Annotated in this window: 14 protein-coding genes and 1 pseudogene; 9 read left to right on the top strand and 6 right to left on the bottom strand. The window is 57.0% G+C overall.

Annotated features, from left to right (window positions below; all coding sequences use genetic code 11):
- Positions 1–3 precede the first annotated feature (3 nt).
- On the bottom strand, positions 4–1,659 hold the full coding sequence (locus O9320_05570; protein MCZ8310299.1) for a class I adenylate-forming enzyme family protein: 1,656 nt from the start codon (positions 1,657–1,659) through the stop codon (positions 4–6).
- A 345-nt stretch (positions 1,660–2,004) separates the two neighbouring features.
- Here O9320_05570 and O9320_05565 point away from each other — a divergent pair, with 345 nt between their 5' ends.
- Together O9320_05565 and O9320_05560 are read left to right on the top strand one after the other, a co-directional pair.
- Positions 2,005–3,060 (top strand): TauD/TfdA family dioxygenase, encoded by a 1,056-nt coding sequence (locus O9320_05565; protein MCZ8310298.1) that lies wholly within the window; start codon positions 2,005–2,007, stop codon positions 3,058–3,060.
- Between the two features lie 91 nt (positions 3,061–3,151).
- Complete coding sequence (locus O9320_05560; protein ID MCZ8310297.1) at positions 3,152–5,491, top strand: xanthine dehydrogenase family protein molybdopterin-binding subunit; 2,340 nt, start codon at positions 3,152–3,154, stop codon at positions 5,489–5,491.
- A 19-nt stretch (positions 5,492–5,510) separates the two neighbouring features.
- Here the strand turns inward: O9320_05560 and O9320_05555 are convergent, their stop codons facing one another.
- On the bottom strand, positions 5,511–6,473 hold the full coding sequence (locus tag O9320_05555; protein MCZ8310296.1) for an NAD-dependent epimerase/dehydratase family protein: 963 nt from the start codon (positions 6,471–6,473) through the stop codon (positions 5,511–5,513).
- Positions 6,474–6,917: 444 nt separating this feature from the next.
- Between O9320_05555 and O9320_05550 the strand changes: the two genes are divergently transcribed.
- The gene (locus O9320_05550) at positions 6,918–8,396 is read left to right on the top strand and encodes an ABC transporter substrate-binding protein (protein MCZ8310295.1); all 1,479 of its coding nucleotides are present in this window, start codon (positions 6,918–6,920) and stop codon (positions 8,394–8,396) included.
- Positions 8,397–8,471: 75 nt separating this feature from the next.
- On the opposite strand, the gene O9320_05545 is transcribed toward O9320_05550, so the two are convergent.
- On the bottom strand, positions 8,472–9,497 hold the full coding sequence (locus O9320_05545) for an NAD(P)-dependent alcohol dehydrogenase (GenBank protein MCZ8310294.1): 1,026 nt from the start codon (positions 9,495–9,497) through the stop codon (positions 8,472–8,474).
- Positions 9,498–9,646: 149 nt separating this feature from the next.
- Between O9320_05545 and O9320_05540 the strand changes: the two genes are divergently transcribed.
- From O9320_05540 to O9320_05525, 4 genes are all read left to right on the top strand, one after another.
- Positions 9,647–10,663, top strand: coding sequence for a TAXI family TRAP transporter solute-binding subunit (locus O9320_05540; GenBank protein MCZ8310293.1), 1,017 nt, complete (start codon positions 9,647–9,649; stop codon positions 10,661–10,663).
- Positions 10,664–10,754: 91 nt separating this feature from the next.
- Positions 10,755–12,713 carry a TRAP transporter fused permease subunit gene (locus O9320_05535; GenBank protein MCZ8310292.1) on the top strand — a complete coding sequence of 653 codons (1,959 nt, stop codon included), beginning with the start codon at positions 10,755–10,757 and terminating at the stop codon, positions 12,711–12,713.
- A gap of 110 nt (positions 12,714–12,823) precedes the next feature.
- Positions 12,824–14,074 (top strand): alpha/beta hydrolase, encoded by a 1,251-nt coding sequence (locus tag O9320_05530; GenBank protein MCZ8310291.1) that lies wholly within the window; start codon positions 12,824–12,826, stop codon positions 14,072–14,074.
- 11 nt (positions 14,075–14,085) lie between these two features.
- Positions 14,086–15,072: a hypothetical protein gene (locus tag O9320_05525; GenBank protein ID MCZ8310290.1), complete on the top strand. Its 987-nt coding sequence runs from the start codon at positions 14,086–14,088 to the stop codon at positions 15,070–15,072.
- A gap of 17 nt (positions 15,073–15,089) precedes the next feature.
- On the opposite strand, the gene O9320_05520 is transcribed toward O9320_05525, so the two are convergent.
- From O9320_05520 to O9320_05510, 3 genes and pseudogenes are all read right to left on the bottom strand, one after another.
- Positions 15,090–17,441, bottom strand: a complete 2,352-nt coding sequence (locus O9320_05520; protein ID MCZ8310289.1) for a xanthine dehydrogenase family protein molybdopterin-binding subunit — start codon at positions 17,439–17,441, stop codon at positions 15,090–15,092.
- Positions 17,441–18,430: an ABC transporter substrate-binding protein gene (locus O9320_05515; protein ID MCZ8310288.1), complete on the bottom strand. Its 990-nt coding sequence runs from the start codon at positions 18,428–18,430 to the stop codon at positions 17,441–17,443. Before O9320_05515 ends, O9320_05520 begins: the two co-directional genes overlap by 1 nt.
- 138 nt (positions 18,431–18,568) lie before the next feature.
- Positions 18,569–18,784 (bottom strand): annotated as a pseudogene (locus O9320_05510) (integrase core domain-containing protein).
- 310 nt (positions 18,785–19,094) lie between these two features.
- Here O9320_05510 and O9320_05505 point away from each other — a divergent pair.
- Complete coding sequence (locus tag O9320_05505; protein MCZ8310287.1) at positions 19,095–20,072, top strand: 3-hydroxyacyl-CoA dehydrogenase NAD-binding domain-containing protein; 978 nt, start codon at positions 19,095–19,097, stop codon at positions 20,070–20,072.
- A 338-nt stretch (positions 20,073–20,410) separates the two neighbouring features.
- Positions 20,411–21,250, top strand: a complete 840-nt coding sequence (locus O9320_05500; protein ID MCZ8310286.1) for a TauD/TfdA family dioxygenase — start codon at positions 20,411–20,413, stop codon at positions 21,248–21,250.
- The last annotated feature ends 26 nt before the right edge of the window (positions 21,251–21,276 follow it).

The raw sequence follows: 21,276 nt of genomic DNA, 5'->3' as shown, positions 1-21,276 counted from the left end.
CGATCACCGGATTGCGACAGGAAGCTGGCGACCGGATTTGACCGCCTCGACTATTTCGACTTTTCGGATCTTTCCGCTCGCGGTGAGCGGAATGCGGTCGAGCTCGAGGAAATACTCGGGCATGTCGTACTTCGAAAGCCCACCGACGTTCAGATGCTCCAGAATATCTTTTGCCGAAATCTTCTCGCCGTTTCGGAATTCGACCGCGAGGCAGACCTTCTCGCCGAGCCGTGCATCGGCAACCGGGATTGCAGCAACGCGTTCGATGCTATGGTGCTGGGACGCGATCGCCTCGAGTTTTGCAGGGAAAATCTTGTGTCCACCGCGATTGATGACATCCTTCTTGCGGCCGGTGATGCGAAGGTAGCCATTCTCGTCGATCCAGCCCAAATCGCTGGTCATGAACCAGCCGTGGGCGTTGAACGAGTCTTCCGTCGCCGTCTGATCGTTGAAGTAGCCTAGCATAAGGCTTGCACCCCTGCCGCCTATCTCGCCGATCTCCCCGACAGGCATTTCGATCGACGCGTTCTCCGTGTTCCAGATCTTTATCTCGTAGCCTTCGCAAGCACGGCCGACTGTCTCGGTGAGCAATCTCGCTTCGTCGTTCGGATGCGTATACTGATGTGAGCACGTTTCCGTCATGCCATACCCGGCCTGCGGCTTGATTCCGTGGCTCAGAAGCTCGCTGATGACCCAAGCAGGGGCGGATGCGCCAGACACGCGAAAGCCGGCGAGTTTGGGAAGATCAAGGGCCTTGCGGCCTCGCATCTCCGACAGCAGGTCTATGGCATGCGTGGGAACGCCGAAAAGAAACGTGGCGCCCACTTCCTTGAGCCGGTCGAGCAAGCTCGCCCCTTTGGGCAAGTCGTGGACGATTATCTCGCCGCCGACAATCAAAGTCATGATCATCGCGCCAAATCCGAGATTGTGGCTCAGAGTGCCGAGCGTATAGACATTTGCCTTCTCGTCGATCGTCCAGTCCCGCGAGATTGTTCGTGCGTTGGCAAGCAGCGTATTGTCGCTGTGCATGACGCCTTTGGGAACGCCTGTCGTACCGGATGTGAAGGCGAGATAAACGACGCTGTCGGGATTGTCATCGGGCCGAACTGGGTTCGCTTCTGCGGCCGCGTCTTGTGACCACGGCAGCGAAAGCGGAGTTCCGTTATGCTCATCGACCGATCCAAGCACATAGATATGTCTGATCGACGCGATTGTTCCCGCCTGAACGACGATGTCGTTCTTTTCGGCGTCGGCGCCGAAACCACGCTGGGCAATCAGCACGGACGCACGAACTTTTCGAAGCAATTCTGTGACGTCGTTTACAGTGTGGTCGCGGTGTAGCGAAGGGCAGCAGACATAGCCGTTGCGCGAACAGGCAAGGAGCGCGATCGCGACTTCAATGCGGCTTGCGACCCAAACGGCGATACGTTGCCCTGGGCGGGTTCCGCGGTGTTGTAGCGCGCGTGCGAGAGCATCCGCCTCCTGGACAAGCTGTCTGTAGGTGAGCCGTCGGGCGCGATCGCGGATGGCAAATTTGTCGGGGCTTCGCTCAGCCCGGTTCGCGACAAGTTTGTAGAAGGTGTCGCTTTTCCAAGAGCCGTCCCGATAGTGCCGGTCAAGTCGGTCTCGGCCTAGCGTGGTCAGAAGGTGAGTTGTCATTTACTGCTGAATCTCTTCACGGAAAAACTAGTTTTCGCTCGTATTCATACCAAAATCAATAATAATACAAAAAATGGGAATGTGCTATCGTTCTGTGGTCAGCCGTTCGAAGGGTATTTGGAGGAGCACATTGCCGATTCCTTGTTTTTCAAGCTCAAACGAATGCAAGGGTGAGGCACAGCGGACATTTCCTGATGGCCAAGGAGGGTTCAAACTTTGGAACAATTTGGCCTAATCATGTCAGGAAAAGCCGGAGATGAACCATTTCCATATTGTGGCGGGTTAACCGCCGGGCACCGTTCGAGCGCACCGACACTGAATGTGGCTCCGAAATAGGAGGATGCTATGAACCAAGGCACAACCTCGTTTGCGCGGTATCGCCCTCAAGGCCGCTCCGTTTGGACAGCCAAGGAATTGTCCGATCGAAGCGATTGGGTGTTCCGTCTGCCGGAGCGAACCCTTCAAGAGATCGATGATTGTCTTGCGCGGGTCAAGGCGCGCGGACTTGCTTGGGATGCGGTGCGATCCGACGATTTTCCGCTCGTATCGCTTAATGGCGATCTTGACGAAATTCGAAAAGAGATCGCGACCGGGCGGGGTTTTATCGTTATTCGGGGATTGCCGGCGCAGAAGTACGGTCTGGATGATCTGAAGCGCATCTATTGGGGGATCGGCGCTCATTTCGGGCGCGCCGAAGCGCAAAGCCACGAAGGCGACCGCTTGGGCGACATAATCGATTTGAGCGACGAGCAGCCCGACATATTCCGCCGCCGTGGATACCACTCACCCGGCGCTCAGCTCGCTCATACTGACGCTTCCGATATTGTCTCGATGTTAAGCATTACAATGGCGAAAACCGGTGGCGCGTCGCGGTTGGCGAGCGCCCATGCGGTACATAATCTGCTTCTCGACCACTGCCCAATGCTCTTGGAGGTTCTATACGAAGGCTTCTTCCTTCGCGGTACGGACGGCGATGCAAAAGACGCGGGTTACGATCTGGTCAGTCGGCACCGCGTTCCGATTTACGAGCATGCGGATGGATGGCTGAATTGCTTTTATGTGCCCGGCTATATTCGGCGTCCGGTTTTGTCCGGATTGGTGCAGCTTAGTCCGAAGGAGGAGGCTGCACTTCAGGCGCTCAACGCGTTTGCAAATCATCCTGAAATAATGACGAACATGTATCTTGAGCCTGGCGACATGCAGTTTCTGAACAATCGCACGGTCCTGCACGGGCGTGCTGCATTCGAGGACCACCCGGAGAAAGAGCGCCGCCGTCATCTACTGCGGCTTTGGCTCGACGTATCGGATTGGCCGAAGATGTCGAAGACGCAAGACTATCAATCCGCCGAAGTTCGTCGCCGGTGGGAGGAGAACGCACGACGGAGCAAGGCGCTTGCATAAACTTTCGTCTGTCTTGGCGGCAAGCGTTCGAAGATAAGGCCGGGGCGTAAATGTGGACTGATTTGACGAATTGTCTTTAGAGGACAGGCATATGGCTATCGGTGAGCTGCAGACTGGGACGCGTTACGAAGACGAGACATTGCTGCGTGGGAAGGGCCGTTTCGTCGATGATCTGCATATGCCAGGGATGCTTCATGTCGCGTTCGTTCGCAGCGCCATGGCGCACGCGCTTATCCGAAGCATAGATACCGCCGCAGCGAAGGCTGCGCCTGGGGTGAAGGCGGTTTTGACCTATGCCGATATTCGCCCACTGCTCACGCAGGATCGCATCGCGTTGGCTATGCCGTCTGGTGCCATCCGTTTTGTGGTCGATCCGCCGGTGCTCGCTTCCAGCGAGACATGTTATGTCGGCGAACCGATCGCACTGGTCGTCGCTGAAAGTCAGGCATTGGCGGAAGATGCTGCTGCGCGCGTTGAAATCGACTACGAGCCGCTGACTGCCGTTGTTGACATCGTCGTCGGCCTTGCGCCAGGTGCGCCGAAAACGCGCCTCGACTGTCCGGATAATCTGGTGGCCGAAGCGGTCATCAAATACGGGGATGTCGATAGCGCCTTCAAACGTGCGGCGCATGTTTTTTCGGAGGAATTCCGCCTGCATAAAGGCGGCGGGCATTCGATGGAACCGCGCGGCATCTTGGCCAGGTACGACGAAAGCGCCGAATCTCTGGATGTTTGGGACAGCACCCAAATGCCGCATCGCAACAAGGCAGTCTTGGTGCAAATGCTAGGGCTGCACGAGAGTCAAGTGCGGGTCGTGGCACCTGAGGTTGGCGGCGGTTTCGGCCCGAAGGCCGTATTCCATCCCGAGGAGCTTGCCGTGCCTGCGGCGGCGAAACTTCTTGGGCGCATTTTGAAATGGACCGAGGACCGACGTGAAAACTTCCAGGCGACTGTCATGGAGCGCGATCAATTCTGGTCGGTAGCGATGGCGCTCGACAAGGATGGCAAGGTGCTTGCCGTCAAAGGGCGCCTTATCCACGACCATGGCGCCTGCACGCCCTATGGCAGCTCCATTCCGCAAAACGCGGCGACAAACCTGATCGGCGCCTACGTCTTGCCTGCCTACGAGATGAAGGTTTCGTCTTGTCTGACCAACATGGTGCCCACTGCGGCGACAAGGGGCGCAGGTCGGCCGCAAGGCACGTATGTAATGGAACGCATGCTTGATCGCGCCGCCGCGATCGTCGGGATAACGCGCGACGAGATACGCAGTAGGAATCTCATTCAAGCAAGTCAGATGCCGTTTACGACGCCGGTCGTCATGCGCGACGGCAGCATGATGACCTACGACAGCGGCGACTATCCAGAATGCCAAAAACGGGTCCTAGCGGCGGCCGGATGGGCGGATTTTTCCGCTCGTCAAGCCGCAGCGCGCGCCAAGGGACGGTGGATTGGGATTGGCTTGTCGAACTACGTCGAATTGACGGGGCGCGGTCCGTTTGAGAGCGCATCTGTCCGCATCGGACCTTCCGGGCGCATACTTGTCACAAGCGGCGCGACAGCGCAGGGGCAGGGGACAAAGTCGATGCTGGCGACGATCGTCGCGCGGGAACTTGGAGTTGAAACCAGCATGATCGATGTGATCGTCGGCGATACGAACTTTAGTCCGCTTGGAATTGGCGCCTTTGCAAGCCGCCAGACAGTGACCGCGGGAAACTCGGTATATGCGGCGGCGATCGAGGTTGCACAGAAGGCAAAACAGATCGCCTCTGTCCTTCTCGAAGCGGCGCCGGAGGACATCGAACTTCGAGATGGTGTCGCGCATGTGCGGGGTGTACGTCAGATGTCGCGGTCGCTCGGCGACCTCGCTAAAGCGGTAAATGGATCGATCGGATTCGCTCTTCCGGGGGGGATTTCTCCCGGTTTGTTCGCTGCATCCGATTTTCAGGTTGCCGGAACCCCTTTCGCAAACGGCGCGCATGTCGCCGAGGTCGAAGTAGATTGCGAAACGGGCGGCATAGAACTAACTCGATATGTTGCGATCCACGATTGTGGGAAGGTCATCAACCCTCAGATCGTTGAAGGGCAGGTGCTTGGGGCGATTGTCCACGGCATCGGCAACGCCTTGTTCGAATGGATGCGCTACGATGATCGCGGACAGCCGCTTACGGTGACTTACGGGGACTATTTGCTGCCGGCCTCGGATGTATTGCCTCGCATCGAGTTGCTGCACATGGAGTCCCCAAGCCCGCTCAATCCGCTCGGCGTCAAAGGCGCTGCCGAAGGCGGCACGATCGCGGCGCCTGCGGCTGTCGTGTCGGCAATCGAAGATGCGCTGAAACCACTCGGCGTGCGGGTGCTAGATCTCCCCGTGACGCCAGTCCGCCTGCGTGCGCTCATCGAGGCGGCGCGAACCGCAAGCGCACGCTAATCCACTCAGGTCGGCAAAGTTATTGTTCAAGGCGTCGAAGCGCATCGACATAGTCTTTCACGCCGCTTGCCAGATCAAATTTCGGCTTGAATCCAAAGTCGATGCCCGCGCGTTGGATGTCGAATATCCCAGCCCGATTGACGGAAAAGCCGAGTGGATTTAGTCCTGGGCCGATTTCGATAACCGTGCCTGGGATCGCCGCACGAACGGCATCGGCAAATTGACGGAGAGTGCATCCAACGCCGCTTGCGATGTTATACGCTGCGTGAGGCAGCTTTTCGGCCATCACAGCGCCGACCATGCCCTCCGCGGCGTCGTCGACATAGATCAAGTCATCGACCTGGTCGCCGCCCTTTTGCAGATGCACTTCTTTTCCGCAGAACGGGTCTTCCACCAGGCGACTGCGCAGTGACATTTTGCCATGTCGCGCCTGTTTGCCGGGTCCGTAGATTGCCGAAAAACGCAGCGCTGCGAACTCGAGCCCAAAAACGGTTCGATAGACTTGGCCAAGATTTTCGGCGGCCAACTTCGTCGCGTCGTACGAGAGGAGCGGGTTTTTCGGATAGTCCTCCGAAATCAGTCGGTATTCCGGCACGCCAACATTGCCCGGCAATTCGCCGTAGACAGCGCGGCTGCTTGCATAGACGAATCGTTTGATTCCCGCCCGCTTTGCCGCTTCAAGTAGATTCGCAGTGCCTGCTGCGTTTACCTGGAACGATTTAAACGGTTCCGTGTCCATGTTCGGATCTATAAATGCCGCTAAATGGATGATTCGATCGATCTGTTTTTCGGCAAGCAAGCTGTTAACAGCGTCAAAGTCGGTGATATCGAGTTCTGCAAAATCGAATTTTCCTTTGATGTCTTGCACAAGCGAGAAATCAGCACGTCGATCAACGACGATGGGGACGATGCCGTGCGCGAGTAGTTTACGCGTGACAACGGCCCCGTTCACACCGACGCCCCCTGTTACAAGAATTCGCATTGTTAATCCCCTAGTGTTCAAAATTCGGAACAGATCATACTAGTCATATCCCAATAAGCCTGAAAAGCCGTTCAAGCTCCCATAGCGGCATTGTGCGCCTGATCGACGCGATAAAAATTCAGAAACAACTATCGAAACTGATGCCGCGAAAAGTAGACGAATCACCACAAGCGCTGCTGTGCTTTCGTTCTTTGATGATGCCCCGCGCTTCTCGCGGATAGATCCGCTGACCGAGCTAATCGGATCTGTCGCCGATCTCGACGATCTGTTTGAAGCCGTTTCGCGTACAATCTGCTTCCCGACACGTTGACATTCGTCGTTGAGGCTAATACTGTCATCTAATAATTAATAATCCCACTTTTGGGACAACCGGGATGGAGGGCGAATATGGGAGTGCAACGCGGATTCCGAAGCCTAGTTCTTGGGCTTCTGGCTGGCGGCTCGATGGCGTTCTCCGCTTTGGCGCAAGAACCGGTGCGAGGCGGCACGCTTGTCGTCGGGTCCTTTCACGGCATGCAAACCTTGGATCCGGTCCGCTCCAACGATCTATCGGAGCGTGATGTCCTCTATCTGCTCTACAACACGCTCGTTCGCCTCGACACCGATTTCTCGGTCAAGCCCGAACTCGCGGAAAGCTGGCGATACGAGAATGAGGGGCTGCGTCTCATCTTGAAACTGCGGCCAGGCGTCAAGTTCCAGGACGGCACGCCTGTCGATGCCGAAGCAGTGAAATGGAACTTCGATTGGCGCCTCAATCCGGACGCCAAATCGCCCCAACGACCGGCGCTTGAAGCATCGATCAAGGCGGTTACAGTTTTGGATCCGCTGACAGTGGCGGTCGACACCAAGGTAGCGGATCCCGGACTATTGGGGCTTCTCGGACAGCGCGAAGGCTACATGGTGTCGCCGACGGCCGTCCAAAGGCTCGGCGATGACTTCGGAAGCCGACCGGTCGGAAGCGGTCCCTTTATTCTCCGTGAATGGGTGCGCGGGAACCAGTTGGTCGTCGAACGCAACCCGAACTATTGGGAGGCCGGAAAGCCTTATCTCGACAGGATCGTGATGCAGAATATCGCGGGATCTGTTGTGGGTTTGCAGCGCCTACGGACGGGTGAACTTGACCTTATCCCTACGCTTACAGCGCAGGATGTGATCCCGCTCCGCAACGTTCGCGATATCAAGCTTGATCGGGCCCCGGCGAACCGCTGGTATTCGCTGCAATGGCAGATCGACAAGCCACCCTTCGACAATCCGTTGCTGCGCCGGGCAATCGCGCACGCGATCGACCGAAAGAAGCTGGTGGACATCATCATGCTGGGGCAAGCGCCGATCGCTGAATCGCCGACACCCGAAGGTCTTTGGTGGCAGAGCCCCGACGTCAAGTCGCTTCCCTATGATCCGGCCAAGGCGCGCGAACTTCTGAGGCAGGCTGGCTACCCGAATGGGCTGTCGATTGCCATGGCATCGCCTCAGCGCACGCCCGACTCGCAGATATCCGAGGTGATTCAGGATCAATTGAAGGCAGTCGGAATCACAGTGACGCTTGAGCCGGTTTCGAACGCCGAGTTCTATCCGCGTACGGTTCGGCGTCAGATTAACTTCACGCCGATGAACTGGACGCAGCGTCCGGATCCCGATGGGTTGTTCCGGTTCCTTTTCTATACAAACGCGGCGCAGAACTCGACGGGGTATTCGAACAAAGAGTTCGATGCCTTGTTGGACCAGGCGCGTGCACTGACGGATATCAACGCGCGCAAGCCTCTCTATGCGAAGGCGCAGCAAATCATCGTTGATGATCTGCCGTATGTATCGTTGTTCTTCGCCGTCCAGTATCTTGCGCGCAAAGATACGGTCCAAGGCTTCACGTGGATCCCGGATCAGATCCCGCGTTATCGGGATGTGTGGAAGACGGCCGGTCGGTAAATGGCGTGCGGCCGGATGTCGTAGAACAAGGCGACATCCGGCCGCAGCGCTTCGTTCCGAACAAACTGCAATCAGCTAGAATGTAACTACGATCTTGCCGAAGTGTGTTCCCTTATCGAGATAGTTGAAGGCTTCAGCGAGTTGCGAGAACGGAAACACCCGATCAATAATCGGTTTCGCCCCACTTCGCTCGAATTCATGGGTTAGGTCTTCGTGCATTTCCTTAGACCCAACGGTAATCGACTTTATGCTGACCGTTTGAGCGTCGAGATCCTTCGGCGGAAATGCACCGCTCAAATCTCCGATGATATGAATTTGGCCGCCGGCGCTTGTCGCATTTATTGATCTTTCGATGGTTTCGCGCCCGCCGACCTCAACGACATGGTCAACGCCCTTCCCCCCAGTAAGAGCACGGACTTCATTGTCCCAACCTGGGAGGTTGCTTGCATCGACAACATTTATGGCGCCGATCTTTCGCAGCCCATCGGCTTTCAACGCGCTTCGCGTTATCGCAATGGAAGACGCGCCGCGTATACGTGCAATCTGAATCGCGAAATTCGAGACCCCGCCGCTGCCGAGAACGAGAACGCTTTGCCCCGCTTGGAGTCGACCGACTGAAATAAGAGCATGCCATGCAGTGACTCCTGCGCACGGGAGGCACGCGGCTTGCTCGTAGGTCATGGAATCTGGAATTCGAACAACGTCGTTTTCGTGGCAAACAAGATACTCGACGGCAGTCCCGTCGATGTCGCCCCCCCTCGAGAGCCACCCAAGACGCTCGCGCGTCTGCGGCCCGGTATACCAGCCTTGCATATAGATTGGCATGACGCGGCTGCCGATCTGGACCGCCGTAACGTCTGTACCGGTCTCGACGACCTCGCCCGCTCCGTCTGACAAGGGAATGAGGGGCAGCTTTGGCGGGCGCGCATACAGTCCTTTGACGATTTTCAGGTCTCGATAGTTCAACGATACGGCGCGCATGCGGATCAATAAATGTTTTGGAGGCGGGGCGGTTAGGGAGAGCAACTTCTGCTCAAGCCCGTCGAAACCGAGACGCTCCAAGACGTAAGCCTTCGCCGTCCGGCCATTCGAACTTTGCATCTGGGACCTTCTTTATTGACGGAGCCATGTGTTTATTGTTGCGTTCTTTTTTTGGTACGATATCATAAAATGAAACAGATGAGGCGAATGCTCGATCAACGACGCCTGCAGCGATCCGGACGGCAGGGGTCCAAATGAGGGGATTGGAAATGAAGAAAATAGTTGCAGGCCTTGCTGCCGCGGCCGTCATCTTCTCTGGCTTTTCTGCAAAAGCGGATTTCCAGGACAATCAGCCGATTTCAATCACGACTTCGGGCGCGACAGCGACCGGGTTCGGTCGCGCGGTCGTTGAGGCCCTAAATGCCATTGTCCGGGACGTCTATCCCGGTTCGACGATGACATTCAGGCCGAACACCGGGTCAGGCGGTCTCGTCGATCTCATGAACAATGACGCTCAACTGTCGCTGGGCGTAACGAACGTGGAGATCCCGATGGCCCTTGAGGGGAAGCCGCCCTTCGAGCAGCCGATGAAGGGCAAGCTCTCGTTCGTGTTTAACGGCCTGCCGGGCACAAAGTTCTTCTTCATCGCCGAGAAAGCTTGGGCCGAAAAGGCCGGCGTCGTGACGCTTGAGGACTATACCAAGAAGAGGCCTCGGGGCACGATGTCGGTAAGCGCCCGTGGAACGCTTTATGTGAATATCATCGCGGACTCGCTCCTGAAGCAGGGCGGTGCATCGATTGAGTCCATCGAGAAGCAATGGTCGGGATCGCGAGTCGCGTATCTCCCCAGTGCGCGCGGCGTCGATGAACTCAGGGATGGCAAGATTGATTGGCAGATTGGCACAGCATTCCAACCGTTCCAGGCGATCAATGAAGTCGCTCGCAGCCGGCCGCTTGTTTGGCTGAAGGTGCCGGACAGCTATCTAAGTGCGGTTGCAAAGGAATACGATCTCGAGATCGTAACCCTTCCGAAGAGCTCTTACAGTTTCCTCGATGAGGACGTTAAGACGCTTCGCATCGATCTTGTGATGCTTGCGGCGACCTCCGTATCCGAAGAGGCGGTCTACAAGTACATGAAGGCCATCGGTAGCCGACTCGACCGCTTCCGGTCCATCCATCCTTCGTATAGCGAGGTAACGCTTGCGGAGTTGGCCCGCAAGCCGCCGAGCGTCCCCTATCATCCGGGCGCGGAGAGGTACTTCCGTGAAGCCGGTGTTCTGAAGTGAGTTGACGACGATGGCCCCGCTACTTGCTCGCGGGGCCATTCTTAAGTAGTCGGCATGAAGTAGACCGCTTTCGGCTTATCGGTGGACATCAATGACCAGCGCGACTTCACTCCGTCAATTGGTGTTCCGTTATATCAACGAAGGTCGTTCGGTTGAGTTGGATGGTCCCGCGCGTATACTGGTCGCGATAATTTCAATATTAATGGCGGTATACATCTTTCGATACGCCTTCTTCTCGATTTCCAGCCTGCATCTCCACACCGCTATATTCCTGACCGGCATGCTTCCGATCGTTTTTCTTACGACCTCGGCACATACCGGTCGGAGCGACCGAAACTGGATCGACTGGTTGTGGACGGTAGGTGCAATAGTCGCATGTAGTTACTTTATCTTCAATTGGCGGTTCTACGACACGATGATCGAGGGCATCACGCGAGTATCCAGGTTAGAAGTTGCGATGAGCGTGGTCATGACGGTTTTCGTCATCGAAGCTTGTCGTCGAGTTGTCGGCTGGGGCTTGACCGGTACATGCGTGCTCCTGCTCTTGTATGTGGCGTACGGCCACCATCTTGGCGGCGCGCTGGGGCACACCCCGATAAGTCTGGAATATTACGCACGTCGGATAACCGTATCAGAAGATGCACTGTTTGGCGTGACCGTCGAGGTCGCCGCGACCTATGGGTTCCTGTTCGTCTTCTTTGGCAGCATCTACCATCGTGCGGGCGGGGGTCAGTTCTTCTTTGATCTGGCCAGCGCACTCGTGGGGAGAACAAAAGGCGGTGCAACAAAGGCGTGTGTCGTTTCAAGCGGAATCTACGGATCGGTTTCCGGCAGCCCCACCGCCGACGTCATGACGACCGGCCCGATCACGATTCCCATCATGCGCCGCAGTGGCGCGACTGCTACGCGTGCCGCAGCGACTGAAGCGGCGGCATCCTGCGGCGGCGCCATCTTGCCACCGGTAATGGGCTCCGTGGCGTTTCTCATGGTCGAGTACACGGGGATTCCCTATCGCTCGATCGCACTGGCCGCAACCGGCATCGCCATTCTCTACTATCTCGGTGTACTGGCGATCACACACCATGAATCCAGCTATTTGCGCGAGGGAGCGCTTCAGGAAGGCGACGTGTCGTCGTTGCCCAACGTCCTAAAGCGCGACTTCCGTCTGATTTTCCCCGTCTTCGCGTTGCTTTACCTGATTGAAGCGGGATACTCGCCGACGATCGTTGCCGCGGGATCATCAGTTATCGGAATTTTGTCCAGCTATCTCACTCCCAATCGAAATCTCTGGGTAACGCCCAGCGCACTGCTCGAATGCTGCATCGAGACTGCTGTTCGCATCAGCGGACTGACTGCTGCGTGTGCCGCTGCCGGCATGGCAATCGGGTATCTCGACATGAGCGGCTTGGTCGGAAAGTTCAGCTTCATCCTATCGGCCGTTTCCGGCGGGAACTTTGCGGTGGTGATCGTTGCTGCAGCAGTTTTGCTAGTCATACTCGGCTTGGGGCTGCCGACGGCTGCCGTCTATATCATGGGAGTGGCGTTGGTGGCGCCCGTGCTGATCGCCGATTACGGGCTATCGGTGATGACGGCGCACATGTTCATGCTGGTTTTCGCGTGCATGTCGGCGATTACGCCGCCGATGGCGGTCGCTGCGATGGCCGCTGCGGCACTGGCGGGCGCCAACGCGGACCGCGTTGGATATTACGGCTGCCGTCTTGCCTATGCCGGATTCCTCCTGCCCTTTCTTTTCGTCGTTCGACCTGAGCTCCTGCTCGAGGGTGCGATGGGCAATGTCGTCGTGACACTCGTCGCCGCATTCATCAGTGTCCTGGCTATCAGCTACGCAATCGCTGGCACGGTTCGGCAGTCGCGGATACACTGGCCGATCAGGATTCTGATTGCTGTCGGCGGTCTGATCATTCTTGTCCCCGGAACGCCTGCTCTTGTTGCTAGCATTGTGGTGCCGACGGCCATGATGGTCGCATTGATCAAATGGGCCTCAAAAGCCAATGCTCGCGACATTCGAGAAGGTGGCGCTGCCTCGTGAGGCTTCTCGTCAGCGTCGATGGAAAAGCGTGAGCGGAGTCTCCGCTTGGCGGCCAGTGGTTGGTTCGCCTCAGACTTCAGTCTCAGATTGAGCAATCAGGAAGGTGAATTATGTCGAACGAAATTCAGATCGATCCAAATGTCGAAGCGCCGAGCTCCCGCCGATGGGTGGATCAACGCTGGCTCTTAGACAATGTTATCGCATCCGTCGGCATCGATTGGGACCAACCTCGATCGCTTTATTTTAACGGAGCCTGCGGCATTGAATCAAATCCCGACTTTGCGACAATTCGCCAAGGCGTAAAGAAGTTTGCGGATATTGGACCATCATTCGAGGCGGCGGCCCGCCGTCGCCAGGCCAAAGCGATCGCTGCCGAAGACGCCGGCAATCTCGTGACCGCCCGCGACAACTATTTCATTGCTGCCATTCAATGGGGTGCTGCGCAGTGGCCGCACAATACAGTCAACGCGATCAACGCGAACTGCAACAAGAACAAACGCGACTGCTATACGGCTTACGCGCGCCTTGCCGATCACAAGGTCGAAGAAGTCTGGATCCCGTTCGGTCAAAGCAAAATACCAGCTTGGTTCCACCTTCCGCCTGGATATACCGGCGGCAAGATTCCGCTAGTGGTATCGTTCCCGGGGTTGGACACATTCAAAGAGATATTCGTGTCGCTGTCGAACGATCGCTGGCTTTCGCGTGGTATGGCCGTTCTTGTGGTCGATGGTCCGGGACAGTCGGAGTCGCGAATTCTTGGCCACAAGTTCTCGCTACAAGGCTTCATTGAACTGGCGCCGAAGCTTGTCGATTGGGCGATTGCGAGACCGGAGATCGACAAAGACAAAATCGGGATATTCGGCAACAGTCTCGGTTCCTTGATCGTTACGGCTGTTACGGCGAACGAACCGCGTCTGCGTGCATGTGCCGTCTCGTCTATTTGCTTCGAGCCCGGGCAGAAGACAATGGTCGAAGCGGCTTCGCCGACTTACAAACGTCGGCTTATGTACATCTCGGGCTATACAGACGAGGCAAAATTCGATGATTTCCGACGCAGCCTGACGTGGGAAGGGTATGCAGACAAAATCCGAGTGCCTTATATCGCTCTGGCTGGTGAACATGAAGAGCTGTGCCCCTTGGAAAACGCGGACCGAATGCTTGCAACAATGACGTGTCCCCGTCAGTTCGTCGTCTATCAGGAATCCCGCCATGCAGTCGGCTTCGTTCCGTCTGCGAATCTCGGGCCCTATCCGACCACTTTGATTGCGGATTGGATGGCCGCCAGATTGGCGGGTAAGCCGATCACAAGCGAACGGTGGTATGTGCATAAAGACGGGAATGTCACAAAAAACCCCATCTAGTCGGGATTCAGATGCCGAAAAACATTCAAGTGTCTTTGAGCTGTGGCGACTACGAGATCACGCGACCGCTCATTGACGGTGTCGTTCGACCGGAAGGTTTGGATCTGACGGTGCTCGCGGCGTCGACCGCGCGGGATCGGCAATGGCGGCTGGCGCGAAATGCGGAATGCGATATTGGCGAGTTGAACGCGTGCGCCTACTTCATGGCCCGTGAAAGGGGCCATCCCTACGTGGCGCTCCCTGTATTTCCGCATCGCCGCTTTCGGCATGGTTTCATTTTCGTGAATCCGAACAAAGGAATCGAAAAGCCGTCGGAATTGGCGGGGCGCAGAGTTGGCGTGGAGAGCGGCTTCCAACCAGCCGCTGCGGTCTGGGTACGCGGTATTCTCGGCGACGAGTACGGCGTTCCGCACCAGGACATCACTTGGCTCACTGACCGAGACGAAGACATTCCGTTTACGCCTCAGGCAGGGCTCCGGATCGAACGTGCATCACCGGGGTCCTTGGACCGAATGCTTGTGACCGGAGAGATCGACGCTCTGATCTCGCCCGGTTATCCGCCCTCGTTTCTTGCCGGCAACAAGAACATCCGGCGCTTGATCCCTGACTTCAAATCCGCAGAAGAAGACTATTTCAAACGCACTGGGATTTTTCCGATCATGCATTTGGTCTTGATCCGTGAGGACTTGGTCAAGAAGAACCCCTGGATTGCGCCGAACGTTGCTTTTGCGTTCAATGAGTCCAAACGTCTGGGTTACGAGCGCTTTCGCAATCCACGCGTGGCGCCTCTAGCCTGGGGGACGAGCGCCTGGGAAGAGCAAGTGGAACTGATGGGGCAGGACCCTTGGGAGTACGGGTTAACGCCACGTAATCGCGAGAACCTGAAGACGCTTGTCCGCTATTGTTGGGAGCAGGGGCTGATCCGCGAGCAGCCTGCCATCGACGACTTAGTGCTCAATATCAGCAGCGAAGTTCTCCGCGGCACGCAAGGCTTCTGATTCATCCATCGCGCTAACTACTGCGTCGCTGGCTCCGCATCCCAATTCTGCGCTGAACCGTGAATGGCAGCGAGGAGGTTGTTCGGTGTTATCGGGCTGCCCGAAAGATGTACCCCCAAAGGGGAAAGTGCATCTTCGATCGCGGCGACGATGGCAGCGCTCATTGGAATGACGCCGGCTTCGCCGACACCCTTAATGCCGAGCGGATTGAGCGGCGTTGGGCTGCTTAGGTGGAGAAGATCGATGGGCGGAATTTCGGTTGCGGTTGGCAGCATGTAGTCCGCAAGCGTGGTCGTGAGTGGCTGGCCGTCTGCACCGTAACGCATCCACTCGAACAAGGTATTGCCGATGCCGTGCACGATACCGCCTATTACCTGTCCATCGACGATTTTTGGATTGATCATTCGCCCGCAGTCGTGCGCGAAGGTGACGCGCCGGATATCGACACGGCCGATTTCGGGGTCGACCTCGACTTCAACCACAGCGCATCCGTTCGCGTAGGCCATTGGATCGATCTGGACGTGCTCGGTTACGGCAAGTTCCGGGCCGTGCGCGTCGAGCATGCGGTATCCAGGCAGCCCAACGACCTTCTTGACCAAATCAGCGAAATCCAAACTTCGGTCCGTTCCCACAATTCGGACGGTGCGCCCCTGGATCGCAAGGTCGCTGCGCGCGACTTCAAGAACCTTGGCGGTTAGGTCCAAAATGCGATCCCGCAGCTTGCAGGCGGCGATGAGCGCCGACGATCCTGCCGTAACAGCCTGTCGACTGTTGAACCCGCCGAACCCTTGGGCGATGGCGCTTGTGTCGCCGGCAGTGACGATGATGTTCGACATGTCGCCGCCGAGTTCGTCGGCGACGATTTGTGCCAGCATCGTTTTGGTGCTTTGACCCATAGCTACCGCACCGGTGGCGACAAGAACTTTCCCGCTGCGGTCAATGCGCACTGAAACCGACTCGTAAGGGCCGCGCCCTGTTCCCTCGACATAGTTGGCAAGACCAATGCCGATATGGCGTCCGGCTTGCAACGCCAGCTTTTGGCGCGCCTTGAAACCGACCCAGTCGGCTTTTTCAGCCGCCGCCGACATAGTGGCTGGGTAGTCGCCGGAATCAAGCGAAATTGGGATTCCGCCCCGTGTTGCAAACGGCCTCGTGAATGGCATCTGTTCTCTACGCACGAGATTGCGTCGACGAACTTCCATGCGATCAAGTCCAAGTTCATTTGCGACCCGATCGAGCAATCGTTCCATCGCAAAGACGCCTTGCGGCTGGCCGGCCCCGCGCACCGGCGTGACTGGAACCAGATTCGTAAGCACTGCCAGACCTTCGATCTGATATGCCGGAATATCGTACGCGAGAGGAAGCGCGGACATTGCTCCCTGGACAACAGTCAAGCCGCGGGCCGTATAGGCGCCGTGGTCATGGACGACCCTTCCGCGTACGCCGAGTATTCGTGCGTCGCGTGTGACCGCGATTTCCACGTCCCAAAACTGGTCGCGCTCTTGTGTCGTTGCGATGAAATGTTCCTGGCGGTCTTCGATCCATTTCACCGGCGCGGCGAGGCGAAGTGCGACTAGCGGCACAATGAGGTCTTCAGGGTAGAAAACGAGCTTTGGTCCGAAACCGCCGCCGACATCTGGGGTAATCACGCGCACCTGATTTTCCGTGCGTCCGAGCAAATCGCAGATCTGTGCGAGTGCGGTGTGCGGCGTTTGAGTCGACGACCAGACCGTAAGGACGTCGCTCTGCGGGTCGTGTATTGCGACCACCCCGCGACACTCGAGAGGATGTGCTGCACCACGATGCTGCCAAAGAGACTCGCTGAATACATGGTGGGCATCTTCGAATGCACGGTCGATGTCGCCGAACCCCAGAGTAAAGCGGGCGGCAATATTGTGGGGGTGTGCGCTATGCACTCTCGGTGCGTTTTCGCGAAGTGCAGCGCGGCAGTCAGCTACTGCTGCCAGCGGTTCGTATTCAATATCCACCAGAGCTGCGGCGTCCTCGGCGACGTTGCGGCTTTCCGCAACGACGACGGCGACTGCTTCGCCGACATAGGCGACTTCCCGGTCGGCGAGAATTGGGCGATGCACCTCAAGCAGATAGGCCGCGCTCGGCAGGGCGACGACCAATCTGTCCGCGGTTAGGTGGTGCCGAAGGTCTTCCATCGTGAAGACAGCACGAACGCCTGGTAAAGCACGTGCCGCCTGCGTGTCGATACGGCCGATCGAAGCATGCGAATGCGGGCTTCGCACAAATGCAATTGCCAACATCCCTGGAAGATTGACGTCGTCGACGAAGCGGGCTGTACCGCGCAGAAGCGGCGGATCTTCGATTCGGGGAACCGACTGGCCGACGAGCTTAGGCATCAGAGCTTTGGGATCGAAAAAGTAGACGGATGGAACACGTCTTCTGCCGTCAAGCGGCGCGCAGTAAGGCCTTGTTCATGGAGGTATCTAGCCAGCGCGTCGATCTCTTTTCGGTTTTCGTCGACGCCGTAGCGCCAGAAATCTTGCCCGAGAAGTGCACGTGTTTGCTCAAGCTCAGCAACCGGCCAAGGCAAGGTCGTATAGAGATGTCCGAGCGTTTCGAGCCGCGCGTAGCAAAGTTCTTTCGCTCTTGCAAATGCGCGATACACATTGAAGGGCAACCATGGATGCTCCTCGACCAGCCGCTTTCGAATCCCGACCAAATGCATGGTCGGGAAGATGCCGGTCTTCGCGAAGTATTCGGACTCGACGGCCTTGTAGTCCGGAAAGAGACGTCCAACCTCACGATTTGTCTTCATGCACGAGGGCGGCATCGCAGATACAAGCGCGTCGATATCGCCCCGATCCAGTTGGGCCGACAGCGTATCGTGATCTGGAATGGCTGATACATCGACGTTTCCTGGGAGCTTTAGTGTGACGCTCGGCGTTCGCCCTGCCTGTTCGACCCCTCCCGTACGCCAACGCAAATCGGCAGGTAGGACGCCGTACTCATCCTGAAGAATGCCACGCACCCAGACGGCTGCTGTAATCTGGTACTCTGGCACGCCTACGAGGCGGCCCTTGAGATCAGAGGGGTGTGCGATCCCCCGATCGCGCCGCACGTAGATCGAGGAGTGGCGGAACAAACGCGACGGGAAGACCGGCACCGCAATGTAGGCGTTCGTGCCCCGGTCAACTTGGGTCATATGGCTCGCCATCGATAGTTCGCTGATATCGAAGGACTGATGCCGCAGTGCCCGCGGAAACGCTTCTTCGGGCGGCATTGCGAGCGGGATGATTGTGCAGCCATCGATGGGAGCACGGCCATCAAATACTGCACGAGTGCGGTCATAGTCGCCGCAAGCGAGGCTTAAGGTGAGCGTGTGCATCTGCGAGGCATCCAATCGCGGAACCGCTGATAAAAAAACGTCTAAGAGAACGAATGTAGTGTGTTCCAAAAATAGACTCTAGGACAAATTTTGGTACACTATGGCGGTCGCCCCCCATCGAGTGGTCCGGATAAACTGTTAGTGCATTGTGGCCTCCTTCACCATTGCCGGCAGTAGGTGGAGCGAAGCGGAACCGGAAGGCGGCGATGGTGGCGTTGCGGTTTCCGGGGCTGGCGGTTGATGGCCAAGGCTGCTGTGCGGGCGGATCGTGCTGTAGTGCCGCCCCCAACCCTCGATCAGCACTTTGGCTTCGGCCTGGCTGTAGAAGATCTCGCCATCGAGCAGCTCGTCGCGCTGGGCTGTGTCGTTCGGCGGGGTCTGTTACATCGGTCTCATCCTCGTCCCATTCACGATGACGATGAGCCGAAAGCACTCCGGTTCGCAAACTGCTCAGACTGTCCTATGGGCGCCTACGGCGAACAAGCGAGGGTGTGCATGCTGGCGATGCCTGGAAATGGCTTCGATCATGAAGATAATCACTGAGTATCCAAGTATGTAGTGTTCCAAAATTGGACACTAGAGTGATTTTTGGTACACTTCTTCGAATTGACCGTCCAATAGCCGGGCCGTTTTCGGGAAATGGGTAAAGGAAAGAAGGATGACCATGAATGGCTCGATCGCAATCGTCGGCGCAGGACTTATGGGGACGGTCATCGCCGCATTGTGTGCTGCCCGCGGGCACCGAGTCGGCCTCTACGATCAGAACCGGAAGAGCCTTGACGGGTTTGCTGATCGGGTGCGCCCCATCCTCGGGAATCTCGCGGAGTCCAAGGAAGCGCAGGACGAGATACTCGACCGGATAAAGCTTCACGATTCTCTCGAGAGCTGCGTCCAGGGCGCAACCCTCGTTCATGAAATCATCCACGAGGATCTCGAAGCGAAGCGTGCGCTCTTCCGGCAGCTCGACGAAATGTGTGCCGGAGACGTAATGCTGGCCACGAATACGTCTTCATTCCTGCTCAGCGAGATCTGTGTGGATGTTCCGGGGCGGCGGCGGGTGATCGGCATCCATTACGTCGCGCCGGCGCATTTGATCCAGGCTGTCGAGATCATCACGGCCGACTTCACGGCACCCGAGTTCGTCGTGCGGGCCCAGAGCTTTCTCGAAACCATCGATCACGTGGGGATCGTTTGTCGCGAGTGCCCCGGATTCATAATCAATCGAATCCAGTATGCGCTGAAAGCGGAAGTTCAAAAAATCCTTGAAGAGGGCGTATCGACTGCCCACGACATCGATATGGCCGTGCGACTTAGCATCGGTCCTAGGCTGGCACTATGGGGTCCGATGATGCAGGAGGATCTTTCGACCAGCAAGAAAACCATCGTGGCCGTCATGGACTACATCTACAAGGCAACCGGCAACGCCCACTTCGCGCCGCCGGCTATCCTGAAGAATCTGGCCGACAGCGGCCAGATCGGCGCATCGGCGGGAGCTGGATGGTATCGCTGGGACGAGAACAACGACCAGCGCGTTCGAGAGCGGGATCGGCAGCTTAGGGATCTTCTCGATTGGTTGAAAAAGAACAACCGCGTAAGCGCTCTCGGCTCTCTGGGCGAGAATACCCTTGCGAAGGTAAGGTAGCGATGTCGGTGCGTCGTGCTCAACGCGTCCGTAGACTATTGAAGATCTCCGGGCCGCAATTCGGCTGAATCTCCTAGCTGAGGTAATCAGACATGCTGATCTACGCTCGCTTGAAGTCCAATGTATCTGTCTTTGCGCTAGACCTCTTAAATACAGCACTCCTATGCGTACTTCTATGGCTGGTGCTTATTCATTTGGGGATTTCTCCCAATCTACCCCACCCGATTTGTGCAATCTGAGCGAGGTGCCATTTGCGCAAGCCTTGAAGATCGCCGTTGATCGAATGCGAGTCGACCTTCCTACAAGTTTCTCCAGTCTATCTTTGTCGGAAACGGATCATGGGAGACAACTCCATGGCGCTTGAGTTTAGGCCCCTTTCGGAAGCTATCGGCACTGAAGCGGTTGGTTTCGACCTTTCGGAAGACCTCACCGAAAACCAATTTTCCCGTATTCGGCAGGAGTGGGAAAGGCACTGTGTGATCCTGTTCCGGGGTCAAAAGATCGGCGAAAACGCGCAGATACGATTTGCAGAACGTTTCGGACCGCTTGCAAAAACGGCAAACGCCGAGCGTGCAGCGAAATCGAATCCCGCGATCATGCTGATCTCGAACATTCGGGAAGACGGGAAGTTGATCGGCTCCCTACCCGACGGCGAAATGCACTTCCACTCGGATCAGACCTATATCGAAAAGCCAGCGACCGGAACGATGCTCTATGCGTTGGAGATTCCGTCGAAAGGCGGGAACACCCTCTTCGCCAATGCGCTTCAGGCGTACGACGACCTGCCGACACACCTTAAGGCCGCGCTGTCTGGAAAGTCAGCGATGCATAGCTACGACACGGTCAGTACGCTTCGACCGTCGTCGGCGAACCTCGGACCCAGAAGTTTCATTCATCCGATTTTCCGGACACACCCTCCGACGGGCCGAAAGGCGCTCTATGTAAACAGGCTACTGACCCAGTACATCGTCGGAATGCCGAGAGATGAAAGTGATGCCATCTTGAACGAGCTTTTCGCGCATCAAGAGCAGCAAAGTTATGTTTACGAGCACGTATGGACCGTCGGCGATCTGATGTTCTGGGACAATCGGTCCTGCCTGCATGCTAGAACGGATTTTGACTCAAGCGAGCGCAGACTGCTTCGTCGACTGACGCTGCTGGGCGAGAAGCCATACTAGACGGATTTCGCTCAGCGGCAGGATCT

Origin of the sequence: Magnetospirillum sp., from assembly GCA_027532905.1 — a bacterium.
Taxonomy (GTDB): Bacteria; Pseudomonadota; Alphaproteobacteria; order CACIAM-22H2; family CACIAM-22H2; genus Tagaea.
Note: the sequence above shows the minus strand (reverse complement) of the source record. Positions and strands in the feature narration are given on the sequence as shown.

Bases quoted from the DNA above. Each gene is read 5' to 3' on its own strand.
- O9320_05545 (MCZ8310294.1), bottom strand. From the start codon at position 9,497: ATGCAAAGTTCGAATGGCCGGACGGCGAAGGCTTACGTCTTGGAGCGT.
- O9320_05560 (MCZ8310297.1), top strand. From the start codon at position 3,152: ATGGCTATCGGTGAGCTGCAGACTGGGACGCGTTACGAAGACGAGACA.
- O9320_05515 (MCZ8310288.1), bottom strand. From the start codon at position 18,430: ATGCACACGCTCACCTTAAGCCTCGCTTGCGGCGACTATGACCGCACT.
- O9320_05530 (MCZ8310291.1), top strand. From the start codon at position 12,824: ATGTCGAACGAAATTCAGATCGATCCAAATGTCGAAGCGCCGAGCTCC.
- O9320_05555 (MCZ8310296.1), bottom strand. From the start codon at position 6,473: ATGCGAATTCTTGTAACAGGGGGCGTCGGTGTGAACGGGGCCGTTGTC.
- O9320_05540 (MCZ8310293.1), top strand. From the start codon at position 9,647: ATGAAGAAAATAGTTGCAGGCCTTGCTGCCGCGGCCGTCATCTTCTCT.
- O9320_05505 (MCZ8310287.1), top strand. From the start codon at position 19,095: ATGAATGGCTCGATCGCAATCGTCGGCGCAGGACTTATGGGGACGGTC.
- O9320_05520 (MCZ8310289.1), bottom strand. From the start codon at position 17,441: ATGCCTAAGCTCGTCGGCCAGTCGGTTCCCCGAATCGAAGATCCGCCG.
- O9320_05500 (MCZ8310286.1), top strand. From the start codon at position 20,411: ATGGGAGACAACTCCATGGCGCTTGAGTTTAGGCCCCTTTCGGAAGCT.
- O9320_05550 (MCZ8310295.1), top strand. From the start codon at position 6,918: ATGGCGTTCTCCGCTTTGGCGCAAGAACCGGTGCGAGGCGGCACGCTT.
- O9320_05565 (MCZ8310298.1), top strand. From the start codon at position 2,005: ATGAACCAAGGCACAACCTCGTTTGCGCGGTATCGCCCTCAAGGCCGC.
- O9320_05570 (MCZ8310299.1), bottom strand. From the start codon at position 1,659: ATGACAACTCACCTTCTGACCACGCTAGGCCGAGACCGACTTGACCGG.
- O9320_05525 (MCZ8310290.1), top strand. From the start codon at position 14,086: ATGCCGAAAAACATTCAAGTGTCTTTGAGCTGTGGCGACTACGAGATC.
- O9320_05535 (MCZ8310292.1), top strand. From the start codon at position 10,755: ATGACCAGCGCGACTTCACTCCGTCAATTGGTGTTCCGTTATATCAAC.